This window comes from Microbacterium sp. No. 7, from assembly GCF_001314225.1.
Lineage (GTDB): Bacteria > Actinomycetota > Actinomycetes > Actinomycetales > Microbacteriaceae > Microbacterium.
In genome coordinates, this window is sequence record NZ_CP012697.1 from 789,419 (window position 1) to 805,724 (window position 16,306).

The following is a 16,306-nucleotide window of genomic DNA, read 5'->3' on the forward strand; positions in this document are numbered from 1 at the left end:
CCGTCTGGTCGTCACGCGATGGCCAGGCGGTGCGGCGAAGGGCGCGGCCGCCGCTACGGCGTGCCGATCGGCAGGATGCCGCTGATGATGTTCGTCCAGTCGAGGTCGGGGAACAGCGTCGTGACGAGGTCGTAGAAGTCAGCCGCCTGCTGGATGAACTGCTGCCACTCGGCGAGGATCGCCTGCACGTCGCCGGTCGCGACGTTCAGCAGCACGCCGACGTTCGAGGCGATGACGTCGCCGTTGTCGTTCACGTCGGTGTCCTGCGACGGCGGCGTGAGCGCGGCCGTGATGGACGACGGCGTGACCGTGCCCGTGATGTTCAGCGTGACCGCGACGGGGTTGTAGACGAGCGGCTGCGAGAACACCTCGCCGCCGACGGGGACGTCGGCCGTCGTCGTGTAGGTGAGCATCGTCGTGCCGCCGGTCTGCACCGCCTGGATGGCGCCGGTCTGGGGCAGGTAGGCGTTGACGAGGTTGATGTCGGTGATGACCTGCACCGTGACGGTCGTGCCCGCGGGGATCGGTTGGGGGCCGTTGTTGCGCACCGTGAGGGTGCGCGGGTAGGTCGCGGAGGCGAAGAACAGGCCCTCGGTCGTGATCGCGAGGTCGCGCAGGCGGTTGATGAAGGTCGTGACCGCGAGGTTCCAGGCCTGGTAGACCGCCCATTCCTGGGCGTAGACGGCCAGCTCCTCGGCGTAGGCGGCGTTCGCGGCGGCGACGTCCTGCAACCACTGGGCGACCGCGGCGAAGTATGCCTGCCATGCGGGGCTGGGATTGATCGGGTTCGGGATCCCCGGGGGGCGCACGGGCTCGGGCGGCAGCACGAGGTTGGGCGCCACCGGCTCCTGGGGGCCGAGCGCGCGGATCGCGCGGTCGATGAAGTCGACGACCGCGAAGGTGATGTCGCGCGTCGATCCCTCGACGATGTCGCCGAACTCGAGCACGAGGTCGGACGGCACCGTCGTCGTCGCTGCCGCGACCGGTGCGCCGACGCTCACCGCGACGACGGGGGCCGACCAGGCCGCCACCTTGAGCACGGTGCGACGGCTCGGTGCCGTCGCGATTCTCTGCTGCACGAGCTCGCTCATCCGGTATCCCTCTCCCCTGGGCATTCCCTGCAGCCCCGCAGAGAATCCTCTCGACGTTAGCAATCAGTTCGCCCGCGGCGCCACTCGAGCCGACTCGGGAGGCTAGGCCTGTTCCTCCGTGACGGCGCGGAGCACGTCGATGAGCTCGATCACCTGATCGCGTCCGATGGCGACGGGCTCGACGACGGATCCGTCGGTCGCGAGCAACGCGGCGATGGGCCGGTACTGACTGTCGTCGGCGAGTCGGTTCCCCACGAGCCCACCGATGTCGAGCGCTGTGACACGCGGGTCGGCGGATGCCACCGACTCCACGCTCTCGAACGCGGCGACCCCGGCGATGACGGACACCTCGGCGACAGCGCGCACGGCGTCGGCGTGCTCGTCGAGATGCGCCATGACCTGCGTGCATGATCCGCAGCCGGGTTTGACGAAGATCGCGAGCTGGGCGCGCAGCCGCGCGCGGCTCGCGAGGTCCAGGACCTTCCCCGACTCGCGGCTGAGCACCAGGAGCGACGGCGTCGAGGCCGGTGGCGGTTGCGCGGCAGGCACGGCCTCACCGTCGGCGCCAACGGGGGCCGTGGCCCGCGCACGCAGCACGGCCCAGGCCAGCGCTGCCGCGGCCGCGGCAGCCGCGAGCGAGAGCAGCGCCCCCGCATCACCGGCGCCGAGGGACTGGACCACTCCGGGAACACCGGTCGCTCCCGTGAGCGCGAGTGCGAGCAGGAAGGCGCTGACGACCAGCAAGACGGCGTTGCGCACGATCAACGCCGGCCCGATGCGGGAGTGGTCGCTCTCGCCGAAGCATCCGCAGTCCTCTCGCGAGCCGAGGCGGTAGGCGCGCACGACGACGAGGAGGAACGCGGCGGAGAAGGCCGTCGCCCCGATCGCGGCGATGATGAGGGTCGGTGGCGCGAGCAGGATGCCGAGGGCGATGAGGATCTCCACGACCGCCAGAAGTCCCAAGAGCGTGCGCGGTGCGACGACCGGCAGGCGCAGGGCGGAGAGCGTCTGTGCGCTCGCTTCCATCGAACGGAGCTTGCCGAAGCCGCTGGACGCGAATGTGATCGTGATTGCCAGAGACAGCCTGCGTTCAACCGGTCGTTGCAACACCGGGTTGTTGAAGCGAGCGTAGCTGCTCTTCGAACACCTCGGCGGGTGTCTTCCAGTCGAGGGCCTTGCGTGGCCGGTTGTTCAGCGCGAGAGCGACTGCTTCGAGGTCTTCCGCGGACCACCGTGAGAGGTCGGTGCCCTTCGGGAAGTACTGTCGCAGCAACCCGTTGGTGTTCTCGTTCGTCGGGCGTTGCCAGGGCGAGTGGGGATCAGCGAAGAACACCTTCGTGCCCGTCTCGAGCGCGAACTGGGCATGCGCTGAGAGTTCCTTGCCGCGGTCCCACGTGAGCGTCTTCCGGAGCTGTTCGGGGAGCTTGGTCATCGTCGCGATGAGCGCGGCGTTCATCGCGACGGCGCCGTAGCCGCCCAGCGCAGGACCGTTCTTGACCGGTGGGATCTCGCCATAGCCTTCCAGCCGCGGCAGATGCACCAGCAGGGTCGAGCGGCTCTTGCGCTCGACGATCGTGCCGATCGCCGACCGGCCGGTGCCGATGATCAGGTCGCCTTCCCAGTGCCCAGGGACGGCGCGGTCCGCAGCCTCTGCGGGGCGTTCGGAGAACACGACATCGGCGGTGACGTGCCCTTGCGGGCGGTTCTGCGTTCGAGCCCGTGGCCGCCGGAGCGCACGGCCGGTTCGCAGGCAGGTGACGAGCTCGCGTTTGAGCGCGCCACGGCCTTGGATGAACAGCGACTGGTAGATCGCCTCGTGGCTGATGCGCATGGACTCATCATCCGGGAAGTCGATCTCCAACCGATGCGAGATCTGCTCCGGGCTCCACGCGATCGCCCACCGCCTGTCCTGCCGGTGCGGCTTGTTCCGCCCCTTCCATGCCAGCGGCTCCGGGCCAACGACGACGCTGCCATCAGGCCGGCGAACGTTGCCGGCGAGACGGTCCTGGACGTACTCGCGCAGCCTAGCGTTGGTCACCAATCTCGCCGCCTTCGGTCGTTTCGCCGCCTGCTGCGCCTTCCACTGCGCCACCAGCGCCCGGTATTCCTGCTTGCCGCTGCGCGTAGCGGCATTGCGGCGTAGCTCGCGGGAGATCGTTCCCGGGTCGCGGCCGATCCTGCGTGCGATCTCACGCACCCCGACATCCTTGGCGCGTAACAGCGCGATCTCCTCGCGCTCTTCGAAGGACAGGTAGCGGCCGGTGGGCTCGGCCAGTGAGATCGGTGGCATGCCGCCAGCGTGACGAAACCAACGGGTCCCGACCGGCACGGACACGCCCACCTTCAGCGCCGCCTCGGCCGAGGTGATGCCCGTCGCGATCAGACACCAGAACTGCCGCTGCACCGCCCGCGAGGGCTCAGGTCGTCCAGGCGAACGCATCGGCGGCCGCAACGCTCGATCCGCACGCCACTGCCGACGCGCACCCTCAGGAACCTCGCTCGTCTTCGCGAGCCAATCCTTTGTCGCCACTGCTGAACACCTCCACGATCAAGGTGTTGCGACGACCAGTTGAATTCGCCCAGGATCGCTGCGGCCGTGTGCATGTGTCGCCTCCCCGAGGCAACGCTACTGGGTGCCGCCGACGCCGCATCTCGGTCCGTGCCGCGGACTCCCCACGACCGGACGGCGCGTCGCTACACTGAGCCCCGATGGCTCTCGTCGCAGAATTGCGTTCACTGGGGCGGCTGCTGGGGCTGCCGAACGACAATCCCGTCACCGCTCGCCGATTCCGCAGCACGGCGATCACGACGCATGCGCTCGATGTCGACGCGCCGTGGTCGTGGGACACGCAGCCCGAGTTGGGCAATGAGATGGCGTTGCTCGCGTTCGTCGAGTCGCCGGTTCAGGTGGCGGCGGAGGATGGGTGGGCCACCAGTGCGGATGCGGCGCTCTTCCTGCACCCGGGCCACAGCTTCACCGTGTCGGCGGAGCGGTCGACCTCGACGATGTGCGTGTGGGTGCCGTGGGATGCGCTCGAAGAGCTGGATGACGGAACGCTCAACCGCTCGCCCGTGCTGTCCGCGACGCCGCTGCTGAGCGGCCTGCGCGCGTTCGCGGGGACCTTCGTGCGGCAGGGAGACCCGCCCACGATGTACACCGACTATCTCGTCGAGAAGCTGCTCGCCGAGATGGTGTTCGGCACGGTGCTGGAGGCCGGGCGCGGCGAGCCCGTGGCCGCGCGGGGATCTGCCGTACGCGAGGCGCGCCCGCTCGAGCGTGCCCGCACGCTCATGGTCCTGCGGCGCGCCGACGCGGCGTTCGGGGTGAAGGAGCTGGCCGCCGAGCTGCACCTCTCGACCCGTCAGCTGCAGCGCGAGTTCGCCGCCGTGGGCAGCACTCCCGCCGACGAACTGCGCAAGCTGCGCGCAGAGCTGGCGCAGCAGCTGCTGGGTGATGAGACGTACGACGCGCTGACCGTCGACGAGATCGCGGCGCACTCGGGGTTCGGCACGGCTGCCGCCCTGCGGCGTGCTTTCGTCACTCTGGGCCTGTCGTCGCCACGTCGTCGCCGCTGATCGCTGACGGTACGTTTCGCGACAGCTTTGGCGCGTTTTGCGACACGCCTCCTCGGTGTTGCGTCTGTGTGGTCGAAAGTGGCATCTGTCGCCCGACGGAGTGCAGGCGTACTTGGGTCGCGCTCCGGCGCCAATAATCTGGGGAGAAATACAACATGACTGAACTTGAACAGCCTTCGGGCACCGCACGTGAATTCGGCCGCCGCGGTGTGATCAAGGGTGCCGCCTGGTCGGTGCCGGTGATCGCCACTGCCGTCGCGATGCCCCTGGCTGCCGCCTCGGTGGACACCGCCAGCGTCTACTGGACGCAGTCGAGCGGACAGCTTCTCGACCTGACGCTCATCGGTGAGGGGACCCTCGTCGGTCTGGATCTCCTCCCGAGTGGTCCGACGGGATTCGCGATCGACAACACCCCGGGGATCATCCCCAACGTCACGGTCGAGTTCACCGTGGCGCTCTCGGGTGGTCTGAGCCTCGGCCTCGGTATCGGAACCCGCTGGCTCCGTGGCTTCGCCCCCGCGACGATTCCTGGAGCTACGCAGCTCGGGACGACTGTGATCACTGATCGCCAGGTTGGTGGTCTCGGCATCGGTCTCGTGCGCGTGGAAGCGCAGGACACGTTCTCTCAGTTCTCGCTGGGCGACGTCGCGTCGAACCAGATCTCGAACTTCGCTCCGATCGCGTGGGGCGTCACCAACCGTCGGACCCAGGGGCTCACGCTGGTCGAGATCGGCGTGCTGGTGAGCTACAACGTGAACGTCGTCTTCAAGTCCAACGGGACGCAGTTCGCGACGCTGAGCGGCACGATCAGCGTGCCCGCGGGCGCAGGTCTCCTCTAAGCGTTCGATTTATTTGTCATTGGCTCCTCCCGCGATTGATGCGGGAGGAGCCAATGATATTTGGGGATGGCTCCATACGCGCTGCCCTGGGAGGGAGCAGCCCATCCGTTCAGGATGCCCCTGCTTCTGCGCGGCTCGGCGGACCGCGTCGTCAGGCTTGGTGACGTGTTGACGTGTTTCGCCGTCCGTTGCTGCCTTCGGCCTGCCACGTTCTCGGCGTGAGGACACCAGCGGCAACTGACGCGCACCGTCGGACGTATCCGTCTCTTCCGCCGCCTCGCTGCCGTCAGGTGTCTCTCGGGCGAGAATGCTAGGCTCGGTAGGTACTGCATATGGAAACGGCTTTGAGGGGGAGCGCGTCCCATGGACGTCAATCAATATCTGCGGATCTTCCGAGCACACTGGCTCGGGATCATTCTCCTCACGTTGGCCGGGGTAGTACTAGCCTATGGCTGGACGATGTTCCAGCCGCGCGTATACACGGCTGACTCTACAGCTATCATTCAGGCGAGAACGGCGGCTTCTGGCGACAATAGTCTTGGTGAGCAGTCGCTTGCGAACATCGTTGCGCAGGGCAAAGTCAAGACCTACGTCGATGTCGGCACTTCGCGCCGCGTCGCTGAACGGACGATCAGCGATCTCGGCTTGGACACGACGCCCGAGGCCCTCGTGGGATCGGTGATCGTGACGAATCCGCTCGAGACCGTCTCGCTGCGCGTGTCCGCGACGGCGAACACGCCCGAAGGTGCGCGTGACCTTGCGGAGTCGTGGGTGCGTTCGATGGCCGCTGAAGTCAACGTTCTTGAGACCAAGGACCCCGAGGTCCAAGGTGCCACCTTCCTCACAGCGATGGACTCCGCTCGCCTTCCTACGGCGCCGTCCTCGCCCAACGTGCGTCTCGCTCTCGCGATCGGTGGTCTGCTCGGTCTCGTCGCCGGCATCGCCTATGGGATTCTGCGATATACCCTCGACCGCCGTATCCGCTCGGTCGACGGTGTCGAAAAGGCCACGGGTGTCGCGGTCGTCGGCACGATTCCTGAGGAGAAGTCCTTCACGACCGATGACCGTCTCATCCCCTTCGACGGCGGAAACTCGGTGAAGAGCCGCAACGCGCACCTGTTCGGCATCGCCGAGGCCATGCGCGAACTCCGTACCAACATCCAGTTCATGGACGTCGACAACCCGCCGAAGGTGATGGTCGTCACGAGCCCGCTGCCCGGCGATGGAAAGTCGACGACGGCGTCGAACCTCGCCATCACGCTCGCGGCCAACGGGCAGCGCACGATCCTCATCGACGGCGACCTGCGGCGTCCCATGATCAGCACCGTCTTCGGTCTGGTCGAGGGAGCAGGCCTCACCGACGTGCTGGCCGGCCGAGCCGAGCTGGCGGACGTCGCGCAGACGATCGGCCGCAACCGCAACCTCGTCGTGGTCGGTGCGGGCAAGATCCCGCCGAACCCCAGCGAGGTGCTGGGCTCGGAGCGCATGCGCGAACTGCTCGCCGCGCTCTCGGAGCAGGCTACGGTCATCGTGGATGCACCGCCGTTGATTCCTGTGACCGATGCTGCAGTGGTCGCGAACCGCGCAGATGGCGCGATCGTTGTCACAACCGTGGGTAAGACGACCTTCGAAGTATTGGGAAAGGCGCTGTCGAATCTTGAGCGTGCCAGTGCCCGCCCCCTCGGGATCGTGCTGAACCGCGTGCCGCGTAAGGGTAGTGGCGCTGCCTACTATGGATACCAGTATCACGGCGAATACTACCGTTCGAACGATGAGACGCAGCCTGCGGACGACGCGGCGCCGTTGCGGCGCACTCCGTTCGAGTCGGCGCCCGCGCCGCGTGCAGAATCCCGACGCGCCGCGCGGAGGTAGCTACCTGTGACTCACAGCTTTGATGTGAGCGCACTTGGCCTGAGAATCCGTGTCGGGTTTGACTCGTCCTTGTCGAACGAGTTCATCCAGCGCGCGAGAGGCTCCTGGGCCGATGCTGTGTGTGCAGACGAGGGAACGCCTGATGCTCAGGTCACCGTGCCCTTGTCGGGTGACGACGAGGTGCTGCTCGAACGCCTTTCCGTCGACGTGACGCTCGCGGCGCTCGCAGGTCGCCGAGGGTCGATGATGATGTTCCACGCCGCGGGCATCGCCGCACCCGACGGGCGTGTGATCGCCTTCGTCGGCCCCTCGGGCCGGGGTAAGACGACGCTCACCCGGGCGCTTGCGCACACCTACGGCTACGTATCCGATGAGACGATCGCCGTGGACCATGCGCTCACCGTGCACCCCTACCGCAAGCCGTTGTCGATCATCCGCGATGGCTTGCCGAAGGACCAGACGGCGCCCTCAGCACTGGGGCTGCAGCCCTTGCCGGCGTCGCCTTTGCGCCTGGCGGCGCTCGTGATCCTGAACCGGGTGGAACACATCGACGCACCGGCGATCGGCCGGGTGCCGCTGGTCGAGGCCCTGCCCGAGCTGGTCGCGCAGATGAGCTACCTTCCCGAGCTCGATCGCCCACTGCACAGGCTCGCGGAGTTGAGCGAGGCGCTCGGCGGCCTGCTGCAGCTCACATACAGCGAGGCGACGACGTTGGCGCCCCTGGTCGCCGAGGTCTTCGACGGCGCCATCGCGGTCGGGGGTGGGGAAGACGTGGCGGAGCCCGTGACGACGGGCGCATCCGCGTCCTCGCTCGCCGTCGGTGAGATCGACGACGCGATCGAGATCGGCGATGCCGTCATCGTGCTCAAGGCGCGCACCGTGCAGGTGCTCGGCGGTATCGCCCCCGCAATCTGGCGCTCCGTGCGCCAGGGTGAGTCGCGCGCCGCCATGCACGGGCGTATCTTGGAGACGTACGGTCCGCCGCCGAACGCAGACGCGGATGTGCTCATCGACGCCGCCGTCGACGAGTTGATCGCGTCTGGCCTTCTGGTCTTACGGGAGGCATAGGCGAGCTTTGCGTGTGGGGCGTAAGGCACGACGAGGGGGATCTTGGGGATGACGGAGTGGGTGGCCACGAGCTTCGGCGTGCTCGACGTGGCGGAAAGCCCCGACTTCGAGGCGGCGGAGCTGATCGTTCTCCCCACGATCCCGTCGATTCCGCTTGCTCTGCCGCCTGTCGGCGCTGACCTTTGGCGTCGCCTCGTTGAGCGACCGGTCGCCGACGCCGAGCTCACCGAGGACGAGCGCGCTGTTGTGCGCGAGATGCGAGGAGCCGGGTTAGCGTCCCCGAATCCCGGCGACCCCGCGCGATGGAACGACATCTCATCGCCGTGGATGTCGTCGCCGATGCATGAGCTTGTCTATGCCCTCGTGCAGAACGTGGCACGACGGCACGGCATCCCACTGGTCTTCATCAAGGGGCCCATGCTGCACGCGCAAGGGCTGCGCGATCGCGAGCACTCCGGCGACGTCGATGTGTGGGTCGAGCCCGATCGCATCGACGACTTCATCGCAGCTATGGAGCCATGGGGATGGAGGCTACAGCCGGATCTGTGGTCGGGGCTCCCGATCAACCACTCGCTGACCCTGGAGCCTGCCGCTGGCTGGGGATGTGAGATCGATGTCCACAGGCGGATGCCGGGACTTGGTCTCACGGATGCTGCGGCATTCTCGGTCGTTAGGGCTCACACGACGCCCGTGGAATTCGCCGGAGTCGTGTCAAGCACGCCCCGCCGCGAGGTGAACGCGGTCCTGTCGGCTCTGCACGCCGTCCGCCCTGAGATCGGACACATGACGCCTCGGAGTGCCCACGAACGAGCCGTGGCTGTATTGTCGGCCGGGGGCGACGGAGTTCGCGACGCGGCCATGACTATTGACGCCGTCGTCGCGTTGCACGATGATATCGTCGAGGCGTTCCCGCAGTCTACGCTCGATGTTGCCTCGGCAGGCACACCCCGTGACTGGGCATGGCGCGCTCAGCCGACAAAGGCCCGTGCCTATCTCGTCGCACTGAAAGAGGTGCCGTGGCTGCGCCGACCATTGGTCGCCTTCCGGCTCTTCTGGCCTTCGCGCGAGGTTGTGCAGGCCTCCGAGCGTCATGTGGGCGAGATTTCGCACGGTGCGTTGCAGGCACGTGTTCATCGTCTGCGACGGGGCATCGCCGACGTGATGAGGCGGCCCCGCAACGTACAGCGCTGAGCGTGACCCGATCCGAGCCGCAGCGCCAGTATCGGTACACTCGGTGAATATTCTCTTGCTCGCCGGGAACTCTCGGCGAACATGCGGTGACGCGTCACTGCGAGAGTCGAGGTGACGGAAGGCGGGGCACGGTGAACACGAGCCTCCGCCTACGCCTCTGGCGTGTGCGGTTGCGCGAGACACTTGTTCGCCTGACGCTGCGCGCCGCCTTCACCCTCATCGCGCCGACGCCGTCGATCGTCGCCCATGGGTGGCGCGACGGCGAGGAGAACGCCTTGCAGATCGTGCGCGGACTGCTCGCAACGACCCGACCCGGCGTGCCCATCGTCCTGCTGTGCGAGGAGCCCGCGGTATCCGCCCGCCACCTCGGTATCGCGATCGAGGGCACAGTCAGCGAGCGGGTGTCGATCGTGCGGAAGAACTCGCTTCGGGGGCTCTGGCTCTTCGTGCGTGCACGTGTCGCGTTCTCGACCCACGGCATGTTCTGCAACCCGCATGCCGGGCGGCGTCGGCTGCATGTGCTGCTCGGCCACGGTCACGGGCCGAAGTCGGCATCGAACCCGCTGCGTCCCTTCCTGCACGGCGCGCACCTCGCGACCACCAACAACGACGTGTGGGGGATGGCCGTCATCGCCGATCAGGGCATCGACGTGGCCCGCGACGCGTTCACGACGGGAAATCCCCGCGACGACGTGTTCACGCGCCCGGTGGACCGCTCGCGGTTGGCGGCACTCGGCATCGATCCCGCCGCGCCCCTGCTGCTCTGGTTGCCGACCTACCGGGTGCCGCGCAATGAGCCCAAGCTCACGGGCCTGCCGGAGATCGGCGAGAGCGCCGTGCTGCGCGACCGCATCGCGCTGCTGCGCGACCACGCGCGAGAGCGCGGCGTGACGGTCGTGACCAAGGCGCATCAGCTCGACGATCAGCGCAACGTCGAGGGCTGGGGTTTCACGGTCGTCACCGATCACACTCTCCTTGACGCGGGCCTCAGCTTCTTCCAGCTGTTGTCGCTCGCCGACGGGCTGGTGTCCGACTACTCGAGCGTCTGGGTCGACTACCTCGCGCGATCGCGGCCCGTCGGCCTCGTGTTCGCCGACGACGTCGAGTTCGCACGCGGCCGCGGATTCAACTCGCCCGCGATCTCAGAGGTGGCCGCGGAGCTGTGCATCGTGTCCGACGAAGAGATGGCGGTGTTCGTCGACGCAGTGGTCGCCTCGTTCGCGACGGGCGCCGTCGCCGATGCGTCATCGCGTGTGGCGGAACGGCTCGCGCTGCGACGGGGGTCCGGTGCGACTCGGCGTGTGCTGGAGGTCGTGCAGACGCGCATGGCCGAGATGGGGCTGCCGCCCCTCGTCGACGTCCGCCGTATGATCGGCCCGTGAGGATGCGGCGGTCGGTCGTGCTGCGCTTCGCGGGGCTCGCGTTCGCGTCGCTGGTGCAGGCCGTGACCTATATCGTGCTGGCGCGCACGCTGGGTGTCGCGGGCTTCGGCTCGTTCTCATGGATCTTCGCCGCGGGTGGGCTGCTCGTGTCGGTGACGGGGTTCGGATTCACGCCTCGCGTCCTGCGCACGGGCGAGGGTGCCGAGGGCGATCGTCTGCGCAGCCTTGCGGTGACGATGCGGCTCGCGATGGGCCTCTCCATTCTGGTGGCGCTCGCCGTTGTCGGGGCGGCGACCGGTGTCGCCACCGGTGTCGTCGCCGTCGCGCTGGCCTTCGTCGCGATCGACGCGATCACCGATCTCTGCCAAGCGGCGCTCGCCGGCGTGCGCCGCATCGGTTACGCGACGGTTCTGCTGATCGCGCAGCGGCTGATCGTGCTCGTCGCCGCGCTGACGCTGATGACCGTGTGGATGCCGTGGGTCTTCGGCATCGTCGCTGCGGCGGTCGTCGCGGTCAACGTCGCGTCCGTCGTCCGCACGCGTCCGCGCGTGGGCGAACTGGGCGCGACCATCGTCGCGAATCGCGGGTATTGGGCGGCGAACCTCGCCGCCTCGATCTCGCAGGCGGAGGTGCCGCTCATCACCGTGTTCGGGGGCGCGCCGCTGGCAGGACTGTATGCCGCGGGGGCGCGTGCCGCGAGCCCCGTGAACCTGCTGAGCCAGGCGCTGCTGCAGGTGGCGACGCCGGAGCTGACGCGCAGTGACAAGGACGCGCGGCTGGCATTGTTCCGTCGCACGCACCGCGTCACCCTGTGGATCGTCGCCGCCGGCGTCGTGCTCGCGGTTCCCGCAGGGCTCGTCGGTGCCTGGGTGCTCGGCCCGGGGTTCGAGGCCGCGTGGGCGACCGTGGCCGGTTTCGTGGTGGGCGGCACGATCATGGGCGCCAACCAGGCACATCAGGCGCTGCTGCTTGCGGTCGGTCGTCCGGGCCTCTCGGCGCGTGCTGTCGCGATCGGCGCCGTTACGGGCGTCGCCGCTGCCGCGGTCATCGCGGCCACGATCGGCGTGCCATGGCTCGGCCTCGTCCCCGCGATCGCCCAGGGCACGATGTACCTGCTCTTCCGCCGTGCCGTCCGCTCCCTAGCCGCGTGACGGCCTGATGGAGCACGGCGCTTACTTTACAACCCTGCTGATTGAGTGCCGCCGCGCAGCGGCGGCGTATCGAAATCCACCCCGCTCAACCAGAAGCATCCAACCCCCGCCCCAACCGCCGCTGGCTCGCCGTCAGCAGCAGCAACAGCACCAGGAATCCCGCCGGAATCGGACCGAACCGAAACGGCATGACCGTCGACTCGAACACCCCCGCGCACAGCACCCCTGCGACGAGCACCCACGCCACACCCCGGGTCCGTCGCCGGGCGAACCACACGCCCAGGGCGATCCCGGCGACGAGCACCGCGACGCCGGCGAACCCGACGGCCACGAGCGGGTCGAGCCAGAGGTTGTGCGGTGCGTAGCTGCGGGGCGGCGGCGGCTGTGTTGCCGCATCCCTCACCCAGTGGGAGATCCCGTGGCCGAACACGGGACTCTCGGCGATCATCGCGCGGGCGCGTCCCCAGAGGGTCGCCCGTTCGGTGAACGCATCGTCGGGAAACGGCACGACGGCGGTCACGATGCTCAGCATGCCGAATGCGCCCGCGCCATAGGGCAGCAGCCGGCGGGCCCACGGCGCGATCGATGCGAGCCACGCGATCAGCGCGACCGCGGCGGCGCAGGCCGTGGCGAGACGCGCACCGGTGGAGAGGACCGTGACGACCACGGCGATGCCGGCGATCGCCCCGCGAGTCGCGCGGAGCCGGTACACGACGACGCCCACGAGCATCGCGAGGGTGATGCCGAACGCGTTGCTGCCACTGCCGACACCGATCGACACGAAGCCGCCGAGCAGTTCGCACTTCGAGATGTTGTCACCGCAGTCGGTGCGGAAGGCGCCGGGCGCGGCCAGCGCGTAGACGGCCGTCGACACGAGCATGAGCAGCACCGATACGAGCACACCGTGCACCACGGCATCCCAGCGGTGGATGCCTGACAGCGACGCCGCGACGACGAGCGTGAGCGCCAGCACGCCGTGTTGCCAGCTCTGTCCGGTGAGCGCTGCGGCGATCGTCGCGATGCCGACGAGGACCACGATCGCCGCCGACCCCACACCGATGATCGTGCGTCTCTTCGAGAGGCCGACGGCGCGCAGCACGATGTGCAGACCAGAGATCGCGAGTGCCGGAGCGATCGAGGCCGCGAACCAGGCCGAGTCGCTCGCCTCCGTGCCGGATCCGATGCGGAACATCTGCATCCACGCCGGCCACACGGTCAGCGCCACCGGTATCCAGAACTCGGTCGCGCGCAGCGCGCGGGTGCCCGCCTTGCGGAGGGCGGAGAACGACACCGCGACGATCAGTGCCGCCGATGCCACGATGAAGAAGACGGGCATGAGTCGGGCTTTCTGGCTGGTCGGGCGTCTGAATCACCCTACCGGTGCAGCATCATCGGTCGGAGGACGGCTCGCCCCAGGCGCGATTCATCAGCCAGGTCACATCGCGATCGAGGTGGGTGATCTTCGCGTCGATCGTGTCGAAACGGCTGTCCACGGCATCGAAGCGCACATTGACAGCCTCGAAACGTGCGTCGACGGTCTCGAAGCGTGCGTTCATCTCGGCCCGCAGCCCGCCGATCTGCGCGCTCGTCGATCGGTTGATGAGGGTCGTCGACAGTGTGAGCCCGCCGATCATGATCGTGCCGAAGACCGCGATCAGGGTCCAGATCTGGGGATCGTTCATAGGGTCCACTCCTTCATTCTCGCTCGGTGCGACCGAGAATGCCAGATGTGCGAGGCGACGATCGTGCGATCCTCCGCATCCGTGGACAGATCGCGCGATGACCCGATTGTGGACGAGGACTCAGCCCCGCAGCCGGTCGACGTTGTCGCGATACCAGCGCACGGTGCGGTCAAGCCCCTCTTCGAGGCCGATCTTCGCCGTCCAGCCCGCCGAGGCGAGCTTCGACACGTCGAGCAGCTTCTGGGGCGTGCCGTCAGGCTTCGAGGTGTCCCAGTGGGTCTCGCCGGTGAAGCCGACGACGCGGCCGATGGTCTCGGCGATCTCGCGGATCGTTACGTCCGTTCCGGTGCCGACGTTGACCTGCTCGGGTCCGTCGTAGTGCTCCATGAGGTGCAGCACGGCGTCGGCCATGTCGTCGGCGTGCAGGAACTCGCGGCGCGGACTGCCCGTTCCCCAGTTCGTGACCTCTGCGGCTCCCGAGCGGGCGGCCTCGTCGTAGCGACGGATGAGCGCCGGCAGCACGTGCGAGCCCTGCGGTGAGAAGTTGTCGTTCGGCCCGTAGAGGTTGGTCGGCATGGCCGAGATCCACGGCAATCCGTATTGCCGGCGCACGGCCTGCACGTTGATGATGCCGGCGATCTTCGCGATGGCGTACGCATCGTTGGTCGGCTCGAGGTGTCCGGTGAGCAGCGAGTCCTCGCGGATCGGCTGCGGCGCGAGCTTGGGATAGATGCACGACGAGCCGAGGAACATCACGCGTTCGACCTCATGCGCGAGCGCGGCGTCGAGCACGTTGGTCTGGATGCGCAGGTTGTCGCTGAGGAAGTCGACGGGATAGGTGCTGTTCGCGAGGATGCCGCCGACCTTCGCGGCCGCCAGCACGAGGTAGCGGGGCTTGAGCTCGGCGACGTAGGCGAAGACGTCGTCCCGGTTCTTGAGATCGAGCTCAGCTGACGTCCTACCGACGATGCGTGTGAACCCTGCGGCTTCGAGCCTGCGTACGATCGCCGAGCCCACGAGCCCCCGGTGACCCGCGACGTAGAAGGTCGCGTCGCGGTCGAGCGGGGCGGGCGTGAACGTGCTCATGCGTTCGCCCAGGAGTCGAGGGCGACCCTGTCGATCCACGGCGGCCCCTCGTGCACGAGGGCGGCGGTGTCGGCATCCACCATCAGCCTCGCGAGCTGGAGGCCATCGATCGTGGGCGTCCAGCCCAGCTTCTCGCGTGCCTTCGAGGCGTCGCCGATGAGCGCGTCGACCTCGGTCGGCCGCAGGTATCGCTCGTCGAAGCGCACGTACTGCTGCCAGTCGAGGCCGGCGTGCTCGAACGCGGCGGCGAGGAACTCCCTGATCGTGTAGCCGACGCCGGTGGCGAGCACGTAGTCGTCGGGGGAGTCGGCCTGCAGCATGCGCCACATGCCCTCGACGTACTCGGGCGCATAGCCCCAGTCGCGGATGGACTCGAGGTTGCCGAGGTACAGCTCCTTCTGCAGACCCACGGAGATGCGCGCGACGGCGCGCGTGATCTTGCGGGTGACGAACGTCTCGCCGCGTCGCGGGGACTCATGATTGAAGAGGATGCCGTTGACGGCATGCATGCCGTAGGCCTCGCGATAGTTCTTGGTGATCCAGAAGCTGTAGAGCTTTGCGACGGCATAGGGCGAGCGGGGCGAGAACGGTGTGGACTCGCTCTGCGGAGGGGGCACCGACCCGTAGAGCTCCGACGACGACGCCTGGTAGAAGCGCGTCTGGATGCCTGATTGGCGTACCGCCTCGAGCACGCGCACAGTGCCCGTGCCCGTCGTGTCGGCGGTGTGCTCGGGCTCGTCGAACGAGACGCGCACGTGTGACTGCGCCGCGAGGTTGTACACCTCGTCGGGCCGGATGCGCGAGAGCAGCGTGACGAGGCGCACGCCATCGCTCAGGTCGCCGTAGTGCAGGAAGAGTCGCGCGTTCGGATCATGCGGGTCGACGTAGAGGTGGTCGATGCGCGATGTGTTGAAAGTGGAGGCACGCCGGATGAGCCCGTGCACCTCATACCCCTTGGCGAGCAGGAACTCGGCGAGGTAAGAGCCGTCCTGCCCGGTGATGCCGGTGATGAAGGCGCGTTTGGTCATATTTCCTCAGTCCACTTCAATCGATCGCGGTGTGCTGTCGCCAAGCAGCTTGCGTTCCGAGACGTTCAGATCGCAGTCGGTGCAGAGCGAGCATGGCATCAGCATGGCGTACGTGGCCGTGGACGCCAGCAGAGCGATGGCGGAGACGCGGGCGCGGTGCGCGAAGGCATCCCAACGAGGTTTTCTCGATAACGCCGCTGTCACGAGGATCACCAACGCGGGCACGCCGCATCGCCAACACTGGCTGGCGAACCCCACGACTGCCGGGTGACTCCGACGATTCTCGCGACGTGGAGGCATAGCTGGTCGGTGAGCAGCGGTCGCAACCTCACATTGCGCG

At 67.8% G+C, this 16,306-nt stretch carries 15 protein-coding genes; 7 read left to right on the plus strand and 8 right to left on the minus strand.

Features of this window, described 5'->3' with window-relative positions:
* Nucleotides 1-53 precede the first annotated feature (53 nt).
* From AOA12_RS03555 to AOA12_RS03565, 3 genes are all read right to left on the minus strand, one after another.
* Nucleotides 54-1,091 (minus strand): hypothetical protein, encoded by a 1,038-nt coding sequence (locus AOA12_RS03555; RefSeq protein WP_054680243.1) that lies wholly within the window; start codon nucleotides 1,089-1,091, stop codon nucleotides 54-56.
* A gap of 102 nt (nucleotides 1,092-1,193) precedes the next feature.
* On the minus strand, nucleotides 1,194-2,201 hold the full coding sequence (locus AOA12_RS03560) for a MauE/DoxX family redox-associated membrane protein (protein WP_082405895.1): 1,008 nt from the start codon (nucleotides 2,199-2,201) through the stop codon (nucleotides 1,194-1,196).
* Complete coding sequence (locus tag AOA12_RS03565; protein ID WP_442922258.1) at nucleotides 2,182-3,531, minus strand: IS30 family transposase; 1,350 nt, start codon at nucleotides 3,529-3,531, stop codon at nucleotides 2,182-2,184. The genes AOA12_RS03560 and AOA12_RS03565 overlap by 20 nt, the downstream gene beginning before the upstream one ends.
* 269 nt (nucleotides 3,532-3,800) lie before the next feature.
* On the opposite strand from AOA12_RS03565, the gene AOA12_RS03570 reads away from it, so the two are divergent.
* The 7 genes from AOA12_RS03570 (at nucleotide 3,801) to AOA12_RS03600 (ending at nucleotide 12,170) form a co-directional block, all read left to right on the plus strand.
* The gene (locus tag AOA12_RS03570; RefSeq protein WP_054680249.1) at nucleotides 3,801-4,667 is read left to right on the plus strand and encodes a helix-turn-helix domain-containing protein; all 867 of its coding nucleotides are present in this window, start codon (nucleotides 3,801-3,803) and stop codon (nucleotides 4,665-4,667) included.
* 155 nt (nucleotides 4,668-4,822) lie between these two features.
* Nucleotides 4,823-5,506, plus strand: a complete 684-nt coding sequence (locus AOA12_RS03575) for a hypothetical protein (RefSeq protein WP_156366374.1) — start codon at nucleotides 4,823-4,825, stop codon at nucleotides 5,504-5,506.
* Between the two features lie 363 nt (nucleotides 5,507-5,869).
* Nucleotides 5,870-7,378: a polysaccharide biosynthesis tyrosine autokinase gene (locus AOA12_RS03580; RefSeq protein ID WP_082405896.1), complete on the plus strand. Its 1,509-nt coding sequence runs from the start codon at nucleotides 5,870-5,872 to the stop codon at nucleotides 7,376-7,378.
* 69 nt (nucleotides 7,379-7,447) lie between these two features.
* A complete protein-coding gene (locus AOA12_RS03585) occupies nucleotides 7,448-8,446 on the plus strand; it encodes an ATP-binding protein (RefSeq protein WP_156366375.1) in 999 nt (332 codons plus the stop codon).
* A 48-nt stretch (nucleotides 8,447-8,494) separates the two neighbouring features.
* Complete coding sequence (locus tag AOA12_RS03590) at nucleotides 8,495-9,637, plus strand: nucleotidyltransferase family protein (RefSeq protein WP_054680262.1); 1,143 nt, start codon at nucleotides 8,495-8,497, stop codon at nucleotides 9,635-9,637.
* A 131-nt stretch (nucleotides 9,638-9,768) separates the two neighbouring features.
* Nucleotides 9,769-11,019 carry a CDP-glycerol glycerophosphotransferase family protein gene (locus AOA12_RS03595; protein WP_156366376.1) on the plus strand — a complete coding sequence of 417 codons (1,251 nt, stop codon included), beginning with the start codon at nucleotides 9,769-9,771 and terminating at the stop codon, nucleotides 11,017-11,019.
* Between the two features lie 2 nt (nucleotides 11,020-11,021).
* Nucleotides 11,022-12,170 (plus strand): lipopolysaccharide biosynthesis protein, encoded by a 1,149-nt coding sequence (locus tag AOA12_RS03600; protein WP_054680268.1) that lies wholly within the window; start codon nucleotides 11,022-11,024, stop codon nucleotides 12,168-12,170.
* A gap of 85 nt (nucleotides 12,171-12,255) precedes the next feature.
* On the opposite strand, the gene AOA12_RS03605 is transcribed toward AOA12_RS03600, so the two are convergent.
* The 5 genes from AOA12_RS03605 to AOA12_RS22960 all read right to left on the minus strand — a co-directional run bounded on the left by AOA12_RS03605 (nucleotide 12,256) and on the right by AOA12_RS22960 (nucleotide 16,191).
* A complete protein-coding gene (locus AOA12_RS03605; RefSeq protein WP_054680271.1) occupies nucleotides 12,256-13,506 on the minus strand; it encodes an O-antigen ligase family protein in 1,251 nt (416 codons plus the stop codon).
* 52 nt (nucleotides 13,507-13,558) lie between these two features.
* A complete protein-coding gene (locus tag AOA12_RS03610; RefSeq protein ID WP_054680277.1) occupies nucleotides 13,559-13,852 on the minus strand; it encodes a hypothetical protein in 294 nt (97 codons plus the stop codon).
* A 120-nt stretch (nucleotides 13,853-13,972) separates the two neighbouring features.
* Nucleotides 13,973-14,938 carry a GDP-L-fucose synthase family protein gene (locus AOA12_RS03615; RefSeq protein WP_054680281.1) on the minus strand — a complete coding sequence of 322 codons (966 nt, stop codon included), beginning with the start codon at nucleotides 14,936-14,938 and terminating at the stop codon, nucleotides 13,973-13,975.
* Nucleotides 14,935-15,966: a GDP-mannose 4,6-dehydratase gene (gene gmd, locus AOA12_RS03620; protein WP_054680284.1), complete on the minus strand. Its 1,032-nt coding sequence runs from the start codon at nucleotides 15,964-15,966 to the stop codon at nucleotides 14,935-14,937. Before gmd ends, AOA12_RS03615 begins: the two co-directional genes overlap by 4 nt.
* Before the next feature lie 6 nt (nucleotides 15,967-15,972).
* Entirely contained in the window at nucleotides 15,973-16,191 is a 219-nt protein-coding gene (locus tag AOA12_RS22960; protein ID WP_156366378.1) for a hypothetical protein, read from the minus strand.
* Between the last annotated feature and the right edge of the window lie 115 nt (nucleotides 16,192-16,306).